Annotated in this window: 19 protein-coding genes; 11 read left to right on the top strand and 8 right to left on the bottom strand. The window is 57.2% G+C overall.

Annotated elements, in window-relative coordinates:
* Positions 1–22 precede the first annotated feature (22 nt).
* Positions 23–1,303: a glutamate-1-semialdehyde 2,1-aminomutase gene (hemL, locus tag BBB56_RS00215; RefSeq protein ID WP_123797938.1), complete on the bottom strand. Its 1,281-nt coding sequence runs from the start codon at positions 1,301–1,303 to the stop codon at positions 23–25.
* Positions 1,304–1,514: 211 nt separating this feature from the next.
* Between hemL and erpA the strand changes: the two genes are divergently transcribed.
* Positions 1,515–1,862 (top strand): iron-sulfur cluster insertion protein ErpA, encoded by a 348-nt coding sequence (gene erpA / locus BBB56_RS00210; protein WP_033749565.1) that lies wholly within the window; start codon positions 1,515–1,517, stop codon positions 1,860–1,862.
* Between the two features lie 31 nt (positions 1,863–1,893).
* On the opposite strand, the gene BBB56_RS00205 is transcribed toward erpA, so the two are convergent.
* The 3 genes from BBB56_RS00205 to mtnN form a co-directional block, all read right to left on the bottom strand.
* Complete coding sequence (locus BBB56_RS00205; RefSeq protein WP_123797937.1) at positions 1,894–2,145, bottom strand: hypothetical protein; 252 nt, start codon at positions 2,143–2,145, stop codon at positions 1,894–1,896.
* A gap of 129 nt (positions 2,146–2,274) precedes the next feature.
* Complete coding sequence (gene btuF, locus BBB56_RS00200; RefSeq protein WP_123797936.1) at positions 2,275–3,069, bottom strand: vitamin B12 ABC transporter substrate-binding protein BtuF; 795 nt, start codon at positions 3,067–3,069, stop codon at positions 2,275–2,277.
* Positions 3,062–3,760, bottom strand: coding sequence for a 5'-methylthioadenosine/S-adenosylhomocysteine nucleosidase (mtnN, locus tag BBB56_RS00195; protein WP_123797935.1), 699 nt, complete (start codon positions 3,758–3,760; stop codon positions 3,062–3,064). The genes btuF and mtnN overlap by 8 nt, the downstream gene beginning before the upstream one ends.
* 99 nt (positions 3,761–3,859) lie before the next feature.
* Here mtnN and dgt point away from each other — a divergent pair, with 99 nt between their 5' ends.
* From dgt to BBB56_RS00180, 3 genes are all read left to right on the top strand, one after another.
* On the top strand, positions 3,860–5,350 hold the full coding sequence (gene dgt, locus BBB56_RS00190) for a dGTPase (RefSeq protein WP_123797934.1): 1,491 nt from the start codon (positions 3,860–3,862) through the stop codon (positions 5,348–5,350).
* A gap of 135 nt (positions 5,351–5,485) precedes the next feature.
* Complete coding sequence (gene degP, locus BBB56_RS00185; RefSeq protein WP_123797933.1) at positions 5,486–6,910, top strand: serine endoprotease DegP; 1,425 nt, start codon at positions 5,486–5,488, stop codon at positions 6,908–6,910.
* A gap of 171 nt (positions 6,911–7,081) precedes the next feature.
* Positions 7,082–8,239 (top strand): CdaR family transcriptional regulator, encoded by a 1,158-nt coding sequence (locus BBB56_RS00180; RefSeq protein WP_123797932.1) that lies wholly within the window; start codon positions 7,082–7,084, stop codon positions 8,237–8,239.
* 280 nt (positions 8,240–8,519) lie between these two features.
* Here BBB56_RS00180 and BBB56_RS00175 read toward each other — a convergent pair whose 3' ends face one another.
* The 4 genes from BBB56_RS00175 to map all read right to left on the bottom strand — a co-directional run bounded on the left by BBB56_RS00175 (position 8,520) and on the right by map (position 13,549).
* Positions 8,520–8,912: a DUF3461 family protein gene (locus tag BBB56_RS00175; protein WP_123797931.1), complete on the bottom strand. Its 393-nt coding sequence runs from the start codon at positions 8,910–8,912 to the stop codon at positions 8,520–8,522.
* A gap of 223 nt (positions 8,913–9,135) precedes the next feature.
* The gene (gene dapD, locus BBB56_RS00170) at positions 9,136–9,960 is read right to left on the bottom strand and encodes a 2,3,4,5-tetrahydropyridine-2,6-dicarboxylate N-succinyltransferase (protein ID WP_123797930.1); all 825 of its coding nucleotides are present in this window, start codon (positions 9,958–9,960) and stop codon (positions 9,136–9,138) included.
* A 73-nt stretch (positions 9,961–10,033) separates the two neighbouring features.
* A complete protein-coding gene (glnD, locus tag BBB56_RS00165) occupies positions 10,034–12,688 on the bottom strand; it encodes a bifunctional uridylyltransferase/uridylyl-removing protein GlnD (protein ID WP_123798513.1) in 2,655 nt (884 codons plus the stop codon).
* Between the two features lie 66 nt (positions 12,689–12,754).
* The gene (gene map, locus BBB56_RS00160; protein WP_123797929.1) at positions 12,755–13,549 is read right to left on the bottom strand and encodes a type I methionyl aminopeptidase; all 795 of its coding nucleotides are present in this window, start codon (positions 13,547–13,549) and stop codon (positions 12,755–12,757) included.
* A gap of 316 nt (positions 13,550–13,865) precedes the next feature.
* On the opposite strand from map, the gene rpsB reads away from it, so the two are divergent.
* The 7 genes from rpsB to cdsA all read left to right on the top strand — a co-directional run bounded on the left by rpsB (position 13,866) and on the right by cdsA (position 20,345).
* Positions 13,866–14,591 carry a 30S ribosomal protein S2 gene (rpsB, locus tag BBB56_RS00155; protein ID WP_148085437.1) on the top strand — a complete coding sequence of 242 codons (726 nt, stop codon included), beginning with the start codon at positions 13,866–13,868 and terminating at the stop codon, positions 14,589–14,591.
* A gap of 180 nt (positions 14,592–14,771) precedes the next feature.
* On the top strand, positions 14,772–15,623 hold the full coding sequence (tsf, locus tag BBB56_RS00150; RefSeq protein ID WP_123797928.1) for a translation elongation factor Ts: 852 nt from the start codon (positions 14,772–14,774) through the stop codon (positions 15,621–15,623).
* A gap of 154 nt (positions 15,624–15,777) precedes the next feature.
* Positions 15,778–16,503: a UMP kinase gene (pyrH, locus tag BBB56_RS00145; RefSeq protein WP_033793563.1), complete on the top strand. Its 726-nt coding sequence runs from the start codon at positions 15,778–15,780 to the stop codon at positions 16,501–16,503.
* Between the two features lie 140 nt (positions 16,504–16,643).
* Positions 16,644–17,201, top strand: a complete 558-nt coding sequence (gene frr, locus BBB56_RS00140; protein WP_123797927.1) for a ribosome recycling factor — start codon at positions 16,644–16,646, stop codon at positions 17,199–17,201.
* A 144-nt stretch (positions 17,202–17,345) separates the two neighbouring features.
* The gene (ispC, locus tag BBB56_RS00135) at positions 17,346–18,548 is read left to right on the top strand and encodes a 1-deoxy-D-xylulose-5-phosphate reductoisomerase (RefSeq protein WP_123797926.1); all 1,203 of its coding nucleotides are present in this window, start codon (positions 17,346–17,348) and stop codon (positions 18,546–18,548) included.
* 168 nt (positions 18,549–18,716) lie between these two features.
* Positions 18,717–19,469, top strand: a complete 753-nt coding sequence (gene ispU, locus BBB56_RS00130) for a (2E,6E)-farnesyl-diphosphate-specific ditrans,polycis-undecaprenyl-diphosphate synthase (RefSeq protein WP_123797925.1) — start codon at positions 18,717–18,719, stop codon at positions 19,467–19,469.
* 18 nt (positions 19,470–19,487) lie between these two features.
* Positions 19,488–20,345, top strand: coding sequence for a phosphatidate cytidylyltransferase (gene cdsA, locus BBB56_RS00125; protein ID WP_123797924.1), 858 nt, complete (start codon positions 19,488–19,490; stop codon positions 20,343–20,345).
* Position 20,346 lies beyond the last annotated feature (1 nt).

Here is a 20,346-nt window from a genome sequence, read left to right as displayed (position 1 = left end):
GCCGCCTGAGTGAATCACGGGTTTACAGCTTCGCAAAACAGCGACGCGCGGCGTCGACGGTGCGCTCGATGTCCTCGGCGCTGTGCGCCAGCGACATAAAGCCCGCCTCGAAGGCGGAAGGCGCGAGGTAGACGCCTTCTTCCAGCATCAGGTGGAAGAAGCGCTTAAAGCGCTCAACGTCGCACTTTGTCACGTCGGCGTAGCAGGTCACGCTGTCAGCTTCGGTGAAGAAAATACCGAACATACCGCCGACGTGGTTGATCACCAGCGGAATATTCTCCGCCTGCGCCGCCGCCAGCAGACCCTGAGCCAGCTGCGTGGTGCGTTCGGTCAGCGTCTGGTGCGTGCCCGGCTGCGCAATCTGCGTCAGGCAGGCGAAGCCCGCCGCCATAGCAATCGGGTTGCCGGAAAGGGTGCCCGCCTGGTACACCGGACCGGTCGGGGCCAGCGCCTCCATTACCTCGCGGCGTCCGCCAAAGGCGCCGACCGGCATTCCGCCGCCGATGATTTTGCCCAGGCAGGTCAGATCCGGCTTCACATTGTAATACTCCTGCGCGCCGCCCAGCGCCACGCGGAAACCGGTCATCACCTCATCAATAATCAGCAGCGCGCCAAACTCGTCACACAGCGCGCGCAGGCCCGGCAGAAAGTCCGGCTGCGGCGGAATGCAGTTCATGTTGCCCGCTACCGGCTCGACGATGATACAGGCGATCGCCTCGGGATACTGTTCAAACGCGGTGCGCACCGAATCGAGATCGTTATAGGTGCAGGTCAGGGTATGGCGGGCAAAGTCGGCCGGTACGCCAGGCGAGTTGGGCTGACCCAGCGTCAGCGCGCCTGAGCCGGCTTTTACCAGCAGGCAGTCGGCGTGGCCGTGATAGCAGCCCTCGAACTTGATGATCTTGTCGCGGCCGGTAAAGCCGCGCGCCAGGCGAATGGCGCTCATGGTGGCTTCGGTGCCGGAGTTCACCATACGCACCATATCCATGCTCGGCACCAGTTCGCACACCAGCTGCGCCATTTTCACTTCCATTTCGGTCGGCGCGCCAAAGCTCAGACCGCGCGTGGCGGCTTCAATTACCGCGTTGCGGATTTCCGCGTTATTGTGGCCCAGCACCATCGGTCCCCATGAACCGACATAATCAATATAGGCTTTGCCGTCGGCGTCATACAGATACGCGCCGTCGGCGCGCTCGATGAACAGCGGCGTGCCGCCTACGCCGGTAAACGCGCGCACCGGCGAGTTGACGCCGCCGGGGATTAGGCGTTGCGCTTCGGCAAACAGGTTTTCGGACTTACTCATTTATTCGGCTCCAGCGGTTCATAAAAAATCTCGCGCCATTCTACGGGAAGACAACGGCATGACGAAAGGCCGGAAACGGCGCGCTATACTTACCTTAGCTGAAGGCCGGAGGCACACAGTGCGAAGGGCAAAACTTGATTGCGCTTCCGCGCTGGCGGATAATACGGCGATTGAGGTCGTTTTATGACCTGGACGTTTACCGGAGTATGAAATGAGTGATGATGTTGCAGCACTGCCGTTACAGTTTACCGATGCGGCGGCCAGCAAGGTAAAAAACCTGATTGCCGACGAAGAAAATCCCGATCTGAAACTGCGCGTCTATATCACCGGCGGTGGTTGCAGCGGCTTCCAGTACGGCTTTACCTTTGACGATAAAATGAATGACGGCGACATGACCATTGAAAAACAGGGCGTGGCGCTGGTTGTCGATCCGATGAGCCTGCAGTATCTGGTTGGCGGTTCCGTGGACTACACCGAGGGTCTGGAAGGCTCACGCTTTATCGTGACTAACCCCAATGCCAAAACCACCTGCGGCTGCGGCTCCTCTTTCAGTATCTGAATAAAAAGGCCGTCTTGCGACGGCCTTTTGTTTACCACTCTATCGTTACCAGCTTCGCCGTTTGCTTGCGAATCCCGTCTTGTTTCAACACGCTTTCCGTTACGCGCGGCTGCGCGCTGGCGCGGCGACCGCAATCGATCTGCGGCCGTGCCTGCTGCGGCTGGCTGTTAATTTCACAGCGCGAATAGATAGTAAGCTGAACGCCAATCGTTCCCGTGGTCGACGCAGCCGCTAAAGGCGCGACGATCGCGAGCGCGAAGGCCAGCAGCAACGCTCTGGTCATGGGTGATTCCTGGTGTCGTAAAAATGCGCGTGGCGCATACATAAAAGGACGCTGAGCTTACGTGGCGTCAGCGTCTTGTGTATTGATTAACGGCAAAGTCAGCTGAATCTTTAATCGTTTATTGCTGGTTTATTGTGCCGGGTGCAGGGCGGCGCACAGCTGCTTTGCTGCCAGCAGCATACGCGGACCGGGGCGGCTAAGCCAGTCATCATTGATGGCGATGACCGGCACCGTCAGCTGCGGCTGCCAGAAGCGCGCAATGTTCTGCGCCTGAGCGGCGCTGCCGCCGATGACGATCGCCTGAGGATGGCGCATCAGTACCTGCTCGCGACTGACCTGCGGCCAGCTGACGCGACTGTCGGCAAAAATATTTTTCCCGGCGCACAGCGTAATAATGTCGTTTTGTAAGGTATCGCGCGCGGCGGTAAACAGCGGCTGCTGGCCGAACTGGAGAAAAACAGGGGTCGCAGGCAGCGCAGCGTAGCGCGCGCGCAGCGCTTTTTCCTGCTGCTTTAGCTGCTGCGCAGCGTCCAGCGCCTGTTGCGGCTGCGGACTCCAGCGGGTCAATGCGGCGACGGCATCCGCCATGCCATCCAGGGTGGCGGGATCGACCCATTCGACGTTAACGCCGAGCTGCCGCAGCTGGTCAACCTGACGCTGTGGATTTCCGCCACGCCACGCCAGCACCACATCAGGCTTCAGCGCCAGGATGCGCTCGACGTTGAGGCCTTGCCAGTTCGCCACCTGCTCCAGCGTCTTTGCGGCGGGCGGATAATCCGACCAGTCGCTGACCGCGACAGGGGTAATGCCGGCGGCAAAGGCCATTTCGGTAAGATGCGGGGCGAGAGTGATGACGCGCGGCGCGGCGGCGAACAGGCTGCCGCAGAACAGCAGCAGCCCGCACAGCCAGAGGGGTTTAGCCACGCGCCAGGCGCGCCAGCAGCTTCTCTACCAGCAGCGACGACTGCTGCGCCGCGACGCTGAGAAACTCGTCAAAGCTCAGATGCGAGGCTTTATCGGCCACGTCGGAGATGGCGCGCACCACGACAAAAGGGACTTTAAACTGATGGCAGACATGACCGATAGCGGTGGCTTCCATCTCGACGGCGATGGCCTGCGGGAAGGTGCGGCGAATGCGCGCCAGCGGGTCAGCGCCGTTGATAAAGGCGTCGCCGCTGACGACCAGACCGCGCACCGCGTTAAGGTTCAGCTCGCTGATGCAGGCTTCCGCGGCGGCAATCAGTCGCGCATCGGCCGTAAAGGCCGCCGGGCAACCCGCCATCTGGCCTGGCTCGTAGCCAAAGGCCGTTACGTCAGCGTCGTGGTAGCGTACTTCGTCCGAGACGACAATATCGCCCACGGAAAGCGTCGGCGCGAGACCGCCCGCTGAACCGGTGTTGATAATCAGATCGGGTTTGCACAGTTCGAGCAGCAGCGTGGTGCCCAGCGCCGCCGAGGTTTTGCCAATACCGGATTTCAGCAGGGCGACCTCAACGCCGTTAAGCGTGCCGGTATAAATTTCGCAGCCGGCCAGCGTCAGGGTTTGACGGTTCTCGATTTTGTCACGCAGCAGGGTAACTTCCTGCTCCATCGCGCCAATAATGCCTGCTTTCATAGAAGAGTCTCACTAATGTGGTGGAAGTGGTCATAAAAAGTGAGGCATAGTCTAGCATGGCAGACAGGGGATTGATTCACGAAGTAATAAGGGGTAATGATGGCGACGGTCAATTTCAGGAAGAAGATAAGTTTTACCCGCCCTTATAACACGCGCAAAGAGCCGGAAGGGGAATATTATATTACCCGCCACTTTGAGAGCGATCGCGGTCGAATCATCAACTCGGCCGCTATCCGGCGACTCCAGCAAAAAACCCAGGTTTTCCCGCTAGAGCGTAATGCGGCGGTGCGTTCGCGTCTGACCCATTCGCTGGAGGTGCAGCAGACGGGGCGCTATATCGCCAAAGAAATCCTGCAAACCCTGAAGAATCAGGGCGGTCTGGCGCAGTATGGACTGGACGAAATGGAGGGCGCGTTTGAGAGCCTGGTTGAAATGGCCTGCCTGCTGCACGACGTTGGCAATCCGCCTTTTGGCCACTTCGGCGAAGCCGCCATTAACGACTGGTTTGAAGAGTACCTGCCGCTGGAACTGGTGGATCCGCTGGTCGCTGGCGTGGAAGGCGACCAGCAGCGCGCCGACTTTGACCGGCTGAACGCCATGATCCGCCAGGACCTGTGCCATTTCGAAGGCAATGCGCAGGCGATTCGCATGGTGCATACGCTGTTGCAGCTTAACCTGAGCTACTCGCAGGTGGCCTGCATCCTCAAGTATACGGCGCCGGCCTGGTGGCAGGGGGAAAAGCCAGAGCAATTTAGCGTCCTGATGAAAAAGCCCGGCTTCTATCTCTCCGAGCAGGACTATATTGCCGAGCTGCGGGAAGCGACCCATATGGCCGAGCATCATCGTTTTCCGCTGACCTATATTATGGAAGCCGCAGACGATATTTCTTATTGCATTGCCGACCTGGATGATGCCGTCGAGAAGGATATATTTAACATCGATGCCCTGTATGACTATTTATGTAAAACATGGGGCGCGGTAAATAATAATGATGCCTTTAGTCGAACCGTTGTTGATGCCTGGCGTGACGCCTGTAACAAAAAGCGTCGTAGCCGCAGCGATCAGTTCTTTATGTCATTGCGTGTTAACGTTCAGAGCGTGCTGGTCAGCCACGCTGTAAAACGCTTTGTCGATAATTTACCGGCTATTTTCAATGGCGACTTTAACCATGCGCTTTTAGAAGATGACGGCGAAGAGGGGCGCTTATTACAGATATTCAAAACGGTAGCGCGTCGCCATGTATTTAACCATGCTGAGGTTGAGCAGCTGGAATTACAGGGTTACCGGGTTATCAAAGGGTTGTTAGAGATTTATCAGCCGCTGATGGATTTAACCTATGAATCCTTTACCACCCTGATTAATGACGACTTTCTCCGCCAGCACCCTATCGAAACCCGGCTGTTTCATAAGCTGTCAGGCAAGCATCGCAAAGCCTATCAGCAAAAAATGCGTTCGTTAACCGTAGAGCATAAATATCAACGTTTGTTATGGGAACGTTATTATCGCTTCCGCCTGATTCAGGATTATATTAGCGGGATGACCGATCTCTATGCGTGGGACGAGTATCGACGACTGATGGCCGTGGAATAACGCGGCTTTTGTAAAGGGCATGCATAAATTTTTACCTTTACCATAAACTTTTAGTGGAACTTCGCGCTAAAACATTAATCTCATATCTGACCACAGCAAGGGTCTGACGTTAATCTTTGGATGAGACCAAAACGAATGAAAAAAAGCACCTTAATGTTAAGCGCGCTGGCGCTCAGTCTTGGCCTGGCGTTAAGCCCTGCCGCCGTTTTCGCCGCTGAATCGGCATCCTCTACCAGCCAGCAGTTACCGAGCCTGGCGCCAATGCTGGAAAAAGTGATGCCGTCGGTGGTCAGCATTAGCGTTGAAGGCAGCACCACAGTGAAAACGCCGCGTCTGCCGCAGCAGTTTCAGCAGTTCTTCGGCGATAATTCGCCTTTCTGCCAGGAGGGATCGCCTTTCCTCAATTCGCCCATTTGCCAGCAGGGCGGGGCTGGCGGCGGCAATCCGCAGAAAGAGACCTTCCGCGCGCTGGGTTCCGGCGTCATTATCAACGCGGATAAAGGCTATGTCGTTACCAACAATCACGTCGTCGATAACGCCACCAAAATTCAGGTGCAGCTCAGCGACGGCCGCCGCTACGACGGTAAGGTCATTGGTAAAGATCCGCGTTCCGACATCGCGCTGGTACAGCTGATCGATGCGAAGAACCTGACGGCAATTAAGATCGCCGACTCTGACAACCTGCGCGTGGGCGACTATACCGTGGCTATCGGCAACCCCTACGGCCTGGGTGAAACCGTAACCTCCGGTATCGTCTCGGCGCTGGGCCGCAGCGGCCTCAACGTCGAAAATTATGAGAACTTTATTCAGACCGACGCCGCGATCAACCGCGGCAACTCCGGCGGCGCGCTGGTTAACCTCAACGGCGAGCTGATTGGTATTAACACCGCTATCCTTGCGCCGGACGGCGGCAATATCGGTATCGGTTTTGCCATTCCCAGCAACATGGTGAAAAACCTCACCGGCCAGATGGTCGAGTTCGGTCAGGTGAAACGCGGTGAGCTGGGTATTCTGGGCGCGGAGCTAAACTCCGAGCTGGCGAAAGCCATGAAGGTGGACGCGCAGCGCGGCGGCTTTGTGAGTCAGGTATTGCCGAACTCCGCAGCGGCGAAAGCAGGCGTCAAAGCGGGCGATGTGGTGGTCTCGCTGAACGGTAAGCCGCTGAGCAGCTTCGCCGCTCTGCGCGCCGAAGTCGGCTCGCTGCCGGTGGGCACTAAATTGCAGCTTGGCCTGCTGCGCGACGGCAAACCGCTTACCGTGACCGTGGAGCTGCTGCAAAGCACCCAGGATAAAGTGCAGTCAGCCACCATCTACACCGGCATCGAAGGCGCTGATCTAAGCAACGACAGCGGCAGCGATAAAGGAGTGCGTGTCGATAACGTGAAACCGGGCAGCGCCGCTGCGCGCATCGGCCTGAAAAAAGGCGATGTTATCCTCGGCGTCAACCAGCAGAAAATCGCCAATCTTGGCGAACTGCGTAAAATCCTCGACACCAAACCGCCCGTGCTGGCGCTTAACGTTAAGCGCGGCGACAGCAACCTCTATCTGCTGATGCAGTAACGCAATCTGTCTGCCAGGCGGACTTCGGTCCGCCTTTTTTATGGGCGCGGCACAGAGTGTGACCGTGGCCGCAAATCCCGCACGACTCGCTCTGGCTCTGTGCAATTGCACAATGCCTGCGCTCGCTACCCTGCGTATGCTGTACTCTCCACTCTCTGTCAGGATTAGCAGATGGCGACTTATCATCTCGATGCGCGTCTGGCGCAGGACATCGTAGCGCGCACCATGAAGATTATTGACAGCAACGTCAACGTGATGGACGCGCGCGGGCGCATCATAGGTAGCGGCGATCGCGAGCGTATTGGCGAATTGCACGAAGGCGCGCTGCTGGTGCTGTCGCAGGGCCGCGTGGTGGATATTGATGAGGCGGTGGCGAAACATCTGCACGGCGTGCGGCCAGGCATCAATCTGCCGCTGCGTATTGACGGCAATATCGTTGGCGTTATAGGCCTGACGGGCGATCCCACCGCGCTGCGCCATTACGGCGAGCTGGTGTGCATGACGGCGGAGATGATGCTGGAACAGGCGAGGCTGCTGCATATGCTGGCGCAGGATAGCCGCCTGCGAGAGGAGCTGGTACTAAACCTCATCCGCAGCGAAACCCTGACGCCGCAGCTCACCGAATGGGCGCAGCGGCTGGGTATCGATCTTAATCAGCCGCGCGTGGTGGCGGTGGTCGAGGTGGACAGCGGACAGCTGGGCGTTGACAGCGCTATGTCCGAGCTGCAACAGCTACAAACCCTGTTGACCACGCCGGAGCGCGACAACCTGATCGCCATTGTGTCGCTGACTGAGATGGTGGTGTTGAAACCCGCGCTCAATGCGCACGGACGCTACGATCAGGACGAACACCGCAAACGCGTCGATCAGCTGTTGCAGCGTATGAAAGAGAGCGGGCAGGTCAGAATGCGCATCGCCCTTGGCAACTTTTTTACCGGTCCGGGCAGCATTGCGCGCTCTTACCGCACCGCGCGCACCACCATGATGGTCGGCAAACAGCGTATGCCGGAGCTACGCAGCTATTTTTATCAGGATCTGGTATTGCCGGTGTTGCTCGACAGTCTGCGCGGCGGCTGGCAGGCCAATGAGCTGGCCCGTCCGCTGGCGAAGCTGAAAAGCATGGATAATAACGGGCTGCTGCGGCGTACGCTGATCGCCTGGTTTACCCATAATGTGCAGCCGAGCGCCACGGCGCGCGCGCTGTTTATTCACCGTAATACGCTGGAGTATCGGCTTAACCGCATTTCAGAGCTGACCGGACTGAACCTTAGCCAGTTTGACGATCGGCTGCTGCTCTATGTGGCGTTGCAGCTGGATGAGCAGAGCTGAGACGATAAAAAGGCCAGCGTTGGCTGACCATAAGCTACTCAGGACGTGAACAAGCGGGCAGTATAGATGGAAGAGCAAAGCGTCCCGCGCCAGGGACAAAACGCCGGGAGCGTTTTTGAACAACGCAGCGCGTTGGCCCGGTAACGGGCGCACCTCAGGGATGAGGTGCGTGTCCGCGCGGGACGAGCGAGCACGGATGCCTTGAGCGACTTTGCGATCCATCCATATTGCCCGCGTGGGCACAGACTGCCCGCTTAAGGCAATCTGAAGGCCGCTGTGATTAGCGGTTGTTGCGCGTCAGCTTGTCCAGATCGCCCTCAATCTCAGCGATCTTATTGGTCACTACGCTTTCCAGATGGCGCAGATCCGCCAGGATCTTGCGTTTCAGATCCACTTCCACCTGATCGCGCTGGCAAATCTGATCCAGTTCGTCGATCACATAGCGCAGGTTCGGGCTGATCTCCTGCACCTCTTTGTAACCCTGACCGAGGTTATCCGCCACCACGGTTTTGCGCTGGCGGGGATATTTAAACTTCACGCTTTTAGCGAAAAACTCGCCTTTGTCTTTACGAAAATAAATCTTCAGGATGTCGTTGTTGGCTTCCTGACGCAGACTGTAGCGGTCAATGTCATCCGGATTGTTAATGCCTAAGCTTTTCAGATTGTCATACATAGCGATTTTTCCACCAAAGAGTAAGAGGCGCGCATCTGTGTTCATGGCACAAAAACAACTGTAGACAAAAACTGGATTGAACACTGCGCGACGGGAGATAACTGGCGCGGATTATGACCTGGGTGAAAAGTAAACGCACCTGTTAATTCGTTTCGCGAATCAGGTAGGGAAAGTGAAAAGTGTAAAGAAAAGATGACGGGTCGGGGAGACCCGTCAGGAGAGATTAGTCGATGGTGCGCAGCAGTTCGTTAATGCCTACTTTGCCTAGCGTTTTCGCATCAACTTTCTTCACGATAACGGCGCAGTAGAGGCTGTAGCTGCCATCTTTCGACGGCAGGTTGCCGGATACCACGACGGAACCTGCCGGTACGCGACCGTAGTGCACTTCGCCCGTTTCGCGGTCGTAAATTTTGGTGCTCTGGCCGATGTAGACGCCCATTGAGATGACCGCTCCTTCTTCTACGATCACGCCCTCAACGATTTCAGAGCGCGCGCCGATAAAGCAGTTATCTTCGATGATGGTTGGGTTTGCCTGCAACGGCTCCAGCACGCCGCCGATGCCGACGCCGCCGGACAGGTGTACGTTTTTACCGATCTGCGCGCAAGAGCCGACGGTCGCCCAGGTATCAACCATGGTGCCTTCGTCAACATAAGCGCCGATGTTCACATAAGACGGCATCAGAACGGTGTTGCGCGCGATGAACGCGCCCTGACGGACTGCCGCTGGCGGCACCACGCGGAAACCCGCGGCTTTAAAACGCGCGTCGTCCCAGCCGGCGAATTTCATCGGCACTTTGTCATAAAAGCGCGTTTCCGCCCCGTCGATGACCTGGTTGTCATTAATGCGGAACGACAGCAGAACCGCTTTTTTCAGCCACTGATGCGTTACCCACTGGCCGTCGATTTTTTCTGATACGCGCAGCGCGCCGCTGTCCAGCTGCGCGATAACCTCGTTGATGGCTTCACGGGTAACGGTATCCACGCTGGTAGGGGTAATCTCGGCGCGACGCTCGAAGGCCGCTTCAATAACGCTCTGTAACTGTTGCATAATTTTTTTCCTGATCTGTCTGGTGCGTGTCGGGCCATACCCGACATTAAATAAATGGATGAATCGATTGCGGTCACACTTTATCGTTTGGATTAAGGGCTTCTGTCAACCGTTGTTGCAATGCTTTGCGCATTTCGCCATCAAGCGCGCGCCGCTCATTATTAGCGAGGATAAACAAATCCTCGACGCGTTCACCGATGGTGCTGATGCGCGCCCCGTGCAGCGAAACGCCCATATCCGCGAAAACTTCCCCCACGCGCGCCAGCAGGCCGGGCTGATCGAGCGCCACCAGCTCCAGGTAGCTGCGGCGATCGGTATGCGTCGGTAAAAAGTTCACTTCGGTCTCGACGCTGAAGTGGCGCAGCCTGGCCGGCGGACGCCGCGTACGCGGCGGGTTCCAGCTGGTCTGGGCGATAGCCTGCTCCAGCGCCTGGCGGATCATGGCGTGGCGATCGGGAGCCAGCGGGCTGCCGTCCGGCTCCAGAACGATAAAGGTATCCATCGCCATGCCGTCGCGGCTGGTGAAAATTTGCGCGTCGTGCACGCTGAGGTTGCGGCGATCCAGTTCTCCCGCCACGGTGGCAAAGAGGTAAGGGCGATCCGGACTCCAGATAAAAATCTCGGTGCCGCCGCGCGTGGCCTGCGGGCTGACCAGCACCAGCGGCTGACGCAGATCGTGCTCCATTAAATGACGCGCATGCCAGGCCAGCTGGTTAGGGGTATGGCGCAGGAAATAGTCGGCGCGGCAGCGGTTCCAGATTTGATGCAGCCGCTCTTCATCGATATTGTCCATGCGCAGCAGCGCCAGCGCCTGCAAACGGTGATGCCGCACGCGCTCGCGCAGATCCGGACTGTTCTCCATACCGCGCCGCAGCTGCTTCTCGGTGGCGAAAAACAGTTCGCGCAGCAGGCTCTGCTTCCAGCTGTTCCACAGGGTTTCATTGGTGGCGCAGATATCGGCCACGGTCAGGCAGACCAGATAGCGTAGCCGGTTTTCGTTTTGCATCACCTCGGCGAACTGCTGAATAACGGTGGGATCCTGAATGTCGCGACGCTGCGCCGTTACCGACATCAGCAGGTGATGACGCACCAGCCAGGCGACCAGCTGCGTCTCGCGTGAATTTAAGCCGTGCAGCTCGGCGAACTCCAGCGCATCCTGCGCTCCCAGGATAGAGTGATCGCCGTTGCGTCCCTTAGCGATGTCATGCAGCAGCGCCGCCATCAGCAGCAGCTCCTGCTGCGGCAGGCGCGGCCAGAGTTCTACGCACAGCGGATGCATCGGACGCGTGGCCTCATCGGCGAAGCTCTCCAGCTTTTGCAGCACGCGGATGGTGTGTTCATCCACGGTGTAGGCATGGAACAGATCGAACTGCATCTGGCCGACGATATGCCCCCACAGCGGGGTATAGGCCCAGAGCACGCTGTGACGATGCATCGGCAGCAGGGCGCGCTTAACCGCGCCCGGATGGCGCAGGATCGCCATAAAAATCTGCCGGGCTTCCGGGATTTGGCACAGCGGCTGCTTGAGGTGACGCCGCGCATAGCGCAGCTGGCGCAGCGTCGTAGAGTAGATGCCGCGAATATTCTCGTTGCGCACCATCACATAGAACATGCGCAAGATCGCCTGCGGCTCGCGCTCAAACAGCGTTTCGTCGCGCAGGTCGATCAGGTTGCCGCGCAGCTGAAACGTATCGTCCAGCTTACGAGGTTTTTCGGTGGTGGAGAGCGCCAGAATCGCCTCATCGAACAGCTGTAGCAGCATCTGGTTTAGCTCGCCGATGCGGCGCGTGACGCGGAAGAAATCCTTCATCATGCGTTCAACCGGCTCGTTGCCTTCGCCCTGATAGTTGAGACGCTGCGCCACGTTGAGCTGTCGATCGAACAGCAGCCGGTTGTCATAGCGGGTTAAGGTGAGATGCAGCGCGAAGCGGATGCGCCAGAGAAACGCCTGACACTCGTTGAGTTCATTGCGTTCGGCCTCGGTAAGAAAACCAAACCCCACCATTTCATCCAGCGTGGTCGCGCCGAAATGGCGACGCGCGACCCATTGCAGCGTGTGGATGTCGCGCAGGCCGCCCGGGCTGCTTTTAATATCCGGCTCAAGGTTATAGCTGGTGCCGTGGTAGCGCTGATGGCGCGCTTGCTGCTCTTCGATCTTGGCGGCGTAGAACGTTGCCGACGGCCAGAAGCCTTCGCTGAAGACGTTTTTCTGCATCTCCAGAAACAGGGCGACGTCGCCGGTCAGCATGCGCGATTCGATAAGGTTAGTAGCGACGGTGAGATCGGCTAACCCCTCCAGCAGACACTCCTCCAGCGTGCGGACGCTGTGGCCCACTTCCAGTTTGAGATCCCACAGCAGGGTCAGCAGTTCGCTGGTCTGCTGCGCGCTGGCGTCATCGAGCGGATCGCGGCTCAGGATAAGAATATCGACGTCAGAGAGCGGATGCAGTTCGCCACGGCCGTAACCGCCTACCGCCACCAGCGCCATAGCGGGCATGTCGTCAAAGCCGTAAAAGCGCCACAGGCGGCGCAGCAGGCGGTCGATAAACAGCGTCCGGGCGTCGATCAGCGCCGCGGCGGATTCGCCCGCGTCAAACGCCGTCGACAGAAAGGCGTTAAAGGTCTCCAGCTTCTGCTTCAGCACATCACGGGTCAACTGCGCGTCATCCCAGTGCGCCGGGGAGTCTTTCAGGCCGTCAATGACCTCATCCGTCAGGATAGCGCTCATACCGCTTCTCTCTTCTTGAGCCATAAAAAAACCGGCGCAGGGCCGGCTTTTTTGCGTGGGGAACGATTACCCTTCGTTGACCAGCACCGCATCGATGGTGTCGTCTTTACGCAGGGTCAGAATTTCACAGCCGTTATCGGTCACCACAATAGTATGCTCGTACTGCGCGGACAAGCTGCGATCTTTGGTTTTTACCGTCCAGCCGTCTTTCATGGTGCGGATGCGGTAGTCGCCCGCGTTGACCATTGGCTCTACGGTAAAGGTCATGCCCGCTTGCAGCACTACGCCGCCGTCGTCTGCGTCATAGTGCAGCACCTGCGGCTCTTCATGGAAGCCTTTGCCGATGCCGTGACCGCAATATTCGCGCACCACGGAGAAGTCATGAGACTCCACGTATTTCTGAATGGCGCGGCCCAGTTCGCGCAGGCGAATGCCGGGTTTCACCAGGCGCAGCGCCAGATAGAGGCTCTCCTGAGTGATATGGCACAGACGCTCGCCCTGAATGGTCGGCTTACCCACGATAAACATTTTTGACGTATCGCCGTGGTACTCATCTTTGATCACGGTGACGTCGATATTGATGATGTCGCCATCCTTCAGCACGCGCTCGTCGCTGGGAATACCGTGACACACCACCTCGTTGACCGAGATGCAGACCGATTTCGGGAAACCGTGGTAGCCAAGACAGGCGGAGATCGCCTGCTGCTCGTTGGTGATGTAATCGTGGCAGAGGCGATCCAGTTCGCCGGTAGTCACGCCAGGTTTAACGTGCGGGGCGATCATCTCCAGCACCTCGGCGGCCAGTCGGCCAGCGACGCGCATTTTTTCGATTTCTTCAGGGGTCTTAATTGAAATTGCCATTAAATTAATCCGCAGTTGCCGAAAATTTCGGCAATAATGAACGATGTGCTGTCATGTTAGCAGCCGAAAAATTGGCTGCCAAACAGTTCGCGCTGCGCGGCTTCGTCCTGAACAAATTCTGGCTTCAACGGCCAGGTTGTGGTATAAAGCGCGCCGACGATTCCTTGTCAGGCCGTCAGGGTCGACAGGAAACGCATTAATCTCACTTTGTGTACTAAAACACACATGTATCGACACATGCGCCGGGGTGCCTCGAAAGAGGTCGGTTGCATGGGATACATGGAGGCCCAACCCCAATCTACATTTAGAGGTAATCATGGCAACTGTTTCCATGCGCGACATGCTCAAGGCTGGTGTTCACTTCGGTCACCAGACCCGTTACTGGAACCCGAAAATGAAGCCGTTCATCTTCGGTGCGCGTAACAAAGTTCACATCATCAACCTTGAGAAGACTGTACCGATGTTCAACGAAGCCCTGGCTGAGCTGAGCAAAATCTCTTCCCGTAAAGGCAAGATCCTGTTCGTCGGTACCAAGCGCGCTGCCAGCGAAGCGGTAAAAGAGTCTGCACTGAGCTGCGACCAGTTCTTCGTAAACCACCGCTGGCTGGGTGGTATGCTGACCAACTGGAAAACCGTTCGTCAGTCTATCAAACGTCTGAAAGATCTTGAGACTCAGTCTCAGGACGGTACCTTCGACAAACTGACCAAGAAAGAAGCGCTGATGCGCGGTCGCGAACTGGCCAAGCTGGAAAACAGCCTGGGCGGTATCAAAGACATGGGCGGTCTGCCGGATGCGCTGTTCGTTATCGATGCCGATCACGAGCACATCGCAATCAAAGAAGCAAACAACCTGGGTATTCCGGTATTTGCTATCGTTGATACCAACTCTGATCCAGACGGCGTTGACTTCGTTATCCCTGGTAACGACGATGCAATCCGTGCCGTTAGCCTGTACCTGACTGCTGTCGCCACTACCGTGCGCGAAGGCCGTTCACAGGACCTGGCTGAGCAGGCTGAAGAAGCGTCTTTAGAAAACGCTTAATAAGGTTCGCTCTGCTAAAGAGCCCTTAGACATCAGATGTAATCTGTTAAGGGGCCAGTCTTGGCCCCTTTATTTTATCTCCGTCTGTCACGCCTCCTTTCAGGCGGGCGGGACAGAGTAATTTTTCCGCAACAGGTGCCCTGGTGCGTGAGCACAGGGGTACGAACCGAGGATTCTGGAATGGCTGAAATTACCGCTGCACTGGTAAAAGAACTGCGCGAGCGTACTGGCGCGGGCATGATGGACTGCAAAAAAGCGCTGACTGAAGCGAACGGCGACATCGAGCTGGCGATTGAGAACATGCGTAAGTCCGGCGCGATCAAAGCGGCGAAAAAAGCAGGCAACGTGGCTGCTGACGGCGTGATCAAAACCAAAATCGACGGCAACTACGGCGTGATCCTGGAAGTTAACTGCCAGACCGACTTCGTTGCGAAAGATGCCGGTTTCCAGGCGTTCGCTGACAAAGTTCTGGACGCGGCGACCGCTGAGCGCATCACCGACGTTGAAGCGCTGAAAGCGAAATTCGAAGAAGAGCGCGTGGCGCTGGTTGCGAAAATCGGCGAGAACATCAACATCCGTCGTATCTCTGTACTGGAAGGCGAGCAGCTGGGTTCTTACCTGCACGGCGCGCGTATCGGCGTACTGATCTCCGCGAAAGGCGCTGACGAAGAGCTGATCAAGCAGATCGCTATGCACGTTGCCGCCAGCAAGCCGGAGTTCGTTAAGCCGGAAGACGTTTCTGCTGAAGTCGTAGAGAAAGAGTACCAGGTACAGCTGGACATCGCGATGCAGTCTGGCAAGCCGAAAGAGATCGCAGAGAAGATGGTTGAAGGCCGCATGAAGAAATTCACCGGCGAAGTCTCTCTGACCGGTCAGGCTTTCGTCATCGATCCGAGCAAAACTGTTGGCCAGGCGCTGAAAGAGAAAGGCGCTGACGTCATCAACTTCATCCGCTTTGAAGTGGGCGAAGGCATCGAGAAAGTTGAAAGCGACTTCGCTGCTGAAGTAGCAGCAATGTCCAAACAGTCTTAATGCTGTAAAAAGAACCGCCAGCAGGCGGTTCTTTTTTGTCTGCTAAGCAAAGCAGATACTTTTCAGTCTCATCCCAATAGTAATTTGCACCTGCTAAGCGGATGATCGATCAGATTTAATTTCTCCTTTTCAACTCTTCCAGGAAGAACCGACCATGGCGACCAACGCAAAACCTGTATATCAACGTATCCTGCTGAAACTGAGTGGCGAAGCACTGCAAGGTGCCGAAGGTTTTGGTATCGACGCGAGCGTGCTTGACCGCATGGCGCAAGAGGTGAAAGAACTGGTCGAGCTGGGCATTCAGGTGGGTGTAGTTATTGGCGGCGGCAATCTGTTCCGTGGCGCAGGCCTGGCGCAGGCGGGTATGAACCGCGTCGTCGGCGACCATATGGGCATGCTGGCCACCGTAATGAACGGTCTGGCGATGCGCGATGCGCTGCACCGCGCCTATGTGAACGCGCGCCTGATGTCGGCTATCCCGCTCAACGGCGTGTGCGACAACTACAGCTGGGCCGAAGCCATCAGCCTGCTGCGCAACAACCGCGTTGTGATTTTCTCTGCCGGCACCGGCAACCCGTTCTTTACCACCGATTCGGCAGCCTGCCTGCGCGGCATCGAAATCGAAGCCGACGTGGTGCTGAAAGCGACCAAAGTCGATGGCGTCTACTCAGCCGATCCGGTGAAAAACCCGGATGCGACGCTGTACGATCAGCTCTCTTACGCCGAAGTGCTGGAAAAAGAGCTGAAAGTAATGGATCTGGCGGCCTTCACGCTGGCGCGTGACCACCAGCTGCCGATCCGCGTATTTAATATGAACAAACCTGGCGCGCTGCGTCGTGTGGTTATGGGTGAAAAAGAAGGCACCCTGATTACGCATTAATACCCGACGCAAGATAAAATAAGGTATATTCTGTCGGCGCGGTGAACGCCACCGCGCACCATCAGGATGATCGCTTAACAGCGATACCGCTTCCGGCATCGCCGGAATGGCCAGGTCAAACCGAATCCAAGGGTTTCAACGTGATTAACGACATCAAAAAAGATGCTGAAACGCGCATGGACAAATGCGTCGAAGCGTTCAAAAACACCATCAGCAAAGTGCGCACCGGTCGTGCTTCTCCTTCACTGCTCGACGGTATCGTGGTCGAATACTACGGCACGCCGACGCCGCTGCGTCAGCTGGCTTCTGTTACTGTCGAAGACTCACGCACGCTGAAAATCAACGTGTTCGACCGCTCAATGGGCCCGGCAGTGGAAAAAGCCATCATGGCTTCTGACCTCGGCCTCAACCCGAACTCAGCCGGTAGCGACATCCGTGTTCCGCTGCCTGCGCTGACCGAAGAGCGTCGTAAAGATCTGATCAAGGTTGTGCGCGGCGAAGCCGAGCAGGGTCGTGTCTCCGTGCGCAACGTGCGCCGTGACGCCAACGACAAGATCAAAGCCTTGCTGAAAGACAAAGAGATCAGCGAAGACGACGAGCGTCGCACCCAGGACGAGATCCAGAAAATGACCGATGCGCGCATCAAAAACGTTGATGCGGCACTGGCTGAAAAAGAGAAGGAGCTGATGGAGTTCTGATTCCGTCAGTTTCGTCTATACCCGGCGTGGTCGGGTATAAAACGCCGTTCAGAGCAGGATTCATTGCGAATGCGCTCTGGCGGCGTTTTACATTATGCCTTCCATCTGAGCAAACAGGTTCGACGCCTTCACAGGGACAGCTAAATGAAGCGATTAACGTTGCTGGGATCCACCGGTTCAATTGGCACCAGTACGCTGGCAGTGGTACGCGCCAATCCTGAGCTTTACCAAATTACCGCACTGGTTGCCGGACAGAATGTCGCGCTGATGGCAGAGCAGTGTCAGGCTTTCCAGCCGCGCTATGCGGCAATGGCGGATGAGGTCTCTGCGCAGGCGCTGCGTGAACGACTGAAAGCACTCAATGTCGCCACCGAAGTGCTCTCCGGCGTTCAGGCCGCGTGCGAGCTGGCCGCGCTCGATGAGGTCGATCAGGTTATGGCGGCGATTGTCGGCGCATCGGGTCTGCTGCCGACGCTGGCGGCCATCCGCGCCGGAAAAAGCGTGCTGCTTGCCAATAAAGAATCGCTTGTCACCTGCGGCCGTTTGTTTATGGAGGCGGTGCGCCACCATCAGGCCCAGCTGTTGCCCGTCGACAGCGAGCACAATGCGATTTTTCAGAGTTTGCCCGCTTCCATCCAGCATCAGTTAGGATACGCTGACCTGCGAGAAAATGGCATTGAGTCCATTATCCTTACGGGATCGGGTGGTCCTTTTCGTGACACGCCGCTGGCTGATTTGACGACAATGTCGCCAGAGCAGGCCTGCGCGCATCCGAACTGGTCGATGGGGCGTAAAATCTCCGTTGATTCGGCCACCATGATGAATAAAGGTCTCGAATACATTGAAGCCCGCTGGTTATTTAACGCCAGCGCCGCGCAAATGGAGGTGATCTTGCATCCGCAGTCGATGATCCACTCCATGGTGCGCTATTGCGACGGCAGCGTGCTGGCTCAGCTCGGTTCGCCGGATATGCGAACCCCTATCGCACACTGCATGGCCTGGCCCGCGCGTATTCCGGCTGGCGTAACGCCGCTGGACTTCACGCGTATGGCTGCGCTGACGTTTGCTGAACCCGACTTTGCGCGCTATCCCTGCCTGAAGCTGGCGATAGAGGCCTGCGAAGCCGGACAGGCGGCGACCACCACGCTCAATGCGGCCAATGAGGTCGCAGTAGCGGCCTTTCTGGACAACCAGATTCGCTTTACCGACATCGCCGCGCTGAATAGCGAGGTGCTGGCGGCGCAGGCGTTTTCGGAGCCGGATACCGTAGAGGCGGTGCTGGAGATCGACCGCTCGGCACGCGCCAGCGCCACGGCGATGCTGCCGCGTTTCGCGACCTCGCGTTAACGCGCGCCGCTATTTGTTCGCCTGTGGCGATAATGGTATAGTCGCTGGCTCGCGTTTCCGGGTATGGCATCGCTTTAGATGCGCCTCGCCCCTTTTGGGCGGGAGAGTACCGGGCGCAATGTATTCAGAAACCACAGCATTTCTGACAACAGGAATTAATTACGCGTTATGTCGTCCAACCATCACAACAACACCGATGACCAGCAGGGAACAGGCCCACGTCACGTCGCTATTATTATGGATGGCAATGGCCGTTGGGCTAAAAATCAGGGAAAGTTGCGTATTTCCGGCCATAAAGCGGGCGTAAAAGCCGTACGCCGTTCCGTTAGCTTTGCCGTCAGCAATAATCTTGAGGCGCTGACGCTCTATGCTTTCAGCAGTGAAAACTGGAGCCGACCGGCTCAGGAGGTCACGGCGCTGATGGAACTGTTTGTCTGGGCGCTCGACAGTGAAGTAAAGAGCCTGCACAAACACAACGTTCGCCTGCGTATCATTGGCGACGTGAGCCGTTTCAGTAACCGTATTCAGGAGCGTATTCGTCGCGCCGAGGAACTGACTCAGCAAAATACTGGACTGACTCTCAATATTGCCGCGAACTATGGCGGACGTTGGGATATTATCCAGGGAGTTAAAAAACTCGCGGAGCAGGTTCAGGAAGGTTTGCTGCGTCCTGACCAGATCACCGAGGAGAACCTGTCTGCGCATCTGTGCATGCAGGAGCTGGCTCCAGTGGATTTAGTGATAAGGACCGGGGGAGAGCATCGGATTAGCAACTTCCTGCTGTGGCAAATCGCCTATGCTGAGTTTTATTTTACCGATGTTCTCTGGCCTGATTTTGATGAACACGTTTTTGAAGGTGCACTGAATGCATTCTCTCTGCGCGAGCGTCGCTATGGCGGCGCTGCACCAGGCGGCACCTGAGCAAACAGGGGGTAACCTTTGCTGAAGTCTCGTCTGATTACCGCGCTTATTCTCATTCCGCTGGTGATTGCTGCGCTTTTCTGGTTACCGCCTGTTGGTTTTGCGATTACGACCATTATCATCTGCATGCTCGCCGCCTGGGAATGGGGGCAGCTTGCGGGTATGGCGTCGCGTCAACAGCGCATCTGGCTCTCCGTGCTGTGCGGGCTGCTGCTGGCGGCCATGCTGTTTACTCTCCCTCCTTATCAGCGCGATGTGCATTTGCCGCAGGTAGCGACCTCGCTGTGGGCGTCGCTCGCCTGGTGGATCGTGGCGCTGCTTCTGGTTCTCTCCTATCCGGCATCGGCCGCTTTGTGGCGCAACTCGCGTCCCTTGCGCCTGCTGTTCGGTATTCTTACGCTGATCCCGTTCTTCTGGGGCATGATGGCGCTGCGTCAGTATCACTATGACAGCGACCACTATGCCGGTTCATGGTGGCTGCTGTTTGTCATGTTCCTGGTATGGGGAGCGGATTCCGGCGCCTACATGTTCGGCAAGCTGTTCGGCAAACATAAGCTGGCGCCGAAAGTATCGCCCGGCAAAACCTGGGAAGGCTTTCTTGGTGGTCTGCTCTCGTCTGCGCTGCTTGCCTGGTTGTTCGCCAGTTTCGCGCCGCTGAGCGTGTCCGCCGGTACGCTGATCGTCTGCGCCGTGCTGGCGACGCTCGCCTCCGTGCTGGGCGATTTAACAGAGAGCATGTTCAAACGTGAAGCGGGCATCAAAGACAGCGGCAACCTGATCCCAGGCCACGGCGGTATTCTCGATCGCATCGACAGCCTGACGGCGGCGGTGCCGGTTTTCGCCTGCTTGCTGCTGCTGGTGTTCCGCACTCTCTGAG

Origin of the sequence: Candidatus Pantoea deserta (genome assembly GCF_003813865.1) — a bacterium.
Taxonomy (GTDB): Bacteria; Pseudomonadota; Gammaproteobacteria; order Enterobacterales; family Enterobacteriaceae; genus Pantoea; species Pantoea deserta.
Note: the sequence above shows the minus strand (reverse complement) of the source record. Positions and strands in the feature narration are given on the sequence as shown.

What these genes read in the sequence shown, in the direction of transcription:
- hemL (WP_123797938.1), bottom strand. Translation starts at nt 1,303, where the DNA reads ATGAGTAAGTCCGAAAACCTGTTTGCCGAAGCGCAACGCCTAATCCCC.
- erpA (WP_033749565.1), top strand. Translation starts at nt 1,515, where the DNA reads ATGAGTGATGATGTTGCAGCACTGCCGTTACAGTTTACCGATGCGGCG.
- BBB56_RS00205 (WP_123797937.1), bottom strand. Translation starts at nt 2,145, where the DNA reads ATGACCAGAGCGTTGCTGCTGGCCTTCGCGCTCGCGATCGTCGCGCCT.
- mtnN (WP_123797935.1), bottom strand. Translation starts at nt 3,760, where the DNA reads ATGAAAGCAGGCATTATTGGCGCGATGGAGCAGGAAGTTACCCTGCTG.
- dgt (WP_123797934.1), top strand. Translation starts at nt 3,860, where the DNA reads ATGGCGACGGTCAATTTCAGGAAGAAGATAAGTTTTACCCGCCCTTAT.
- degP (WP_123797933.1), top strand. Translation starts at nt 5,486, where the DNA reads ATGAAAAAAAGCACCTTAATGTTAAGCGCGCTGGCGCTCAGTCTTGGC.
- BBB56_RS00180 (WP_123797932.1), top strand. Translation starts at nt 7,082, where the DNA reads ATGGCGACTTATCATCTCGATGCGCGTCTGGCGCAGGACATCGTAGCG.
- BBB56_RS00175 (WP_123797931.1), bottom strand. Translation starts at nt 8,912, where the DNA reads ATGTATGACAATCTGAAAAGCTTAGGCATTAACAATCCGGATGACATT.
- dapD (WP_123797930.1), bottom strand. Translation starts at nt 9,960, where the DNA reads ATGCAACAGTTACAGAGCGTTATTGAAGCGGCCTTCGAGCGTCGCGCC.
- glnD (WP_123798513.1), bottom strand. Translation starts at nt 12,688, where the DNA reads ATGAGCGCTATCCTGACGGATGAGGTCATTGACGGCCTGAAAGACTCC.
- map (WP_123797929.1), bottom strand. Translation starts at nt 13,549, where the DNA reads ATGGCAATTTCAATTAAGACCCCTGAAGAAATCGAAAAAATGCGCGTC.
- rpsB (WP_148085437.1), top strand. Translation starts at nt 13,866, where the DNA reads ATGGCAACTGTTTCCATGCGCGACATGCTCAAGGCTGGTGTTCACTTC.
- tsf (WP_123797928.1), top strand. Translation starts at nt 14,772, where the DNA reads ATGGCTGAAATTACCGCTGCACTGGTAAAAGAACTGCGCGAGCGTACT.
- pyrH (WP_033793563.1), top strand. Translation starts at nt 15,778, where the DNA reads ATGGCGACCAACGCAAAACCTGTATATCAACGTATCCTGCTGAAACTG.
- ispC (WP_123797926.1), top strand. Translation starts at nt 17,346, where the DNA reads ATGAAGCGATTAACGTTGCTGGGATCCACCGGTTCAATTGGCACCAGT.
- ispU (WP_123797925.1), top strand. Translation starts at nt 18,717, where the DNA reads ATGTCGTCCAACCATCACAACAACACCGATGACCAGCAGGGAACAGGC.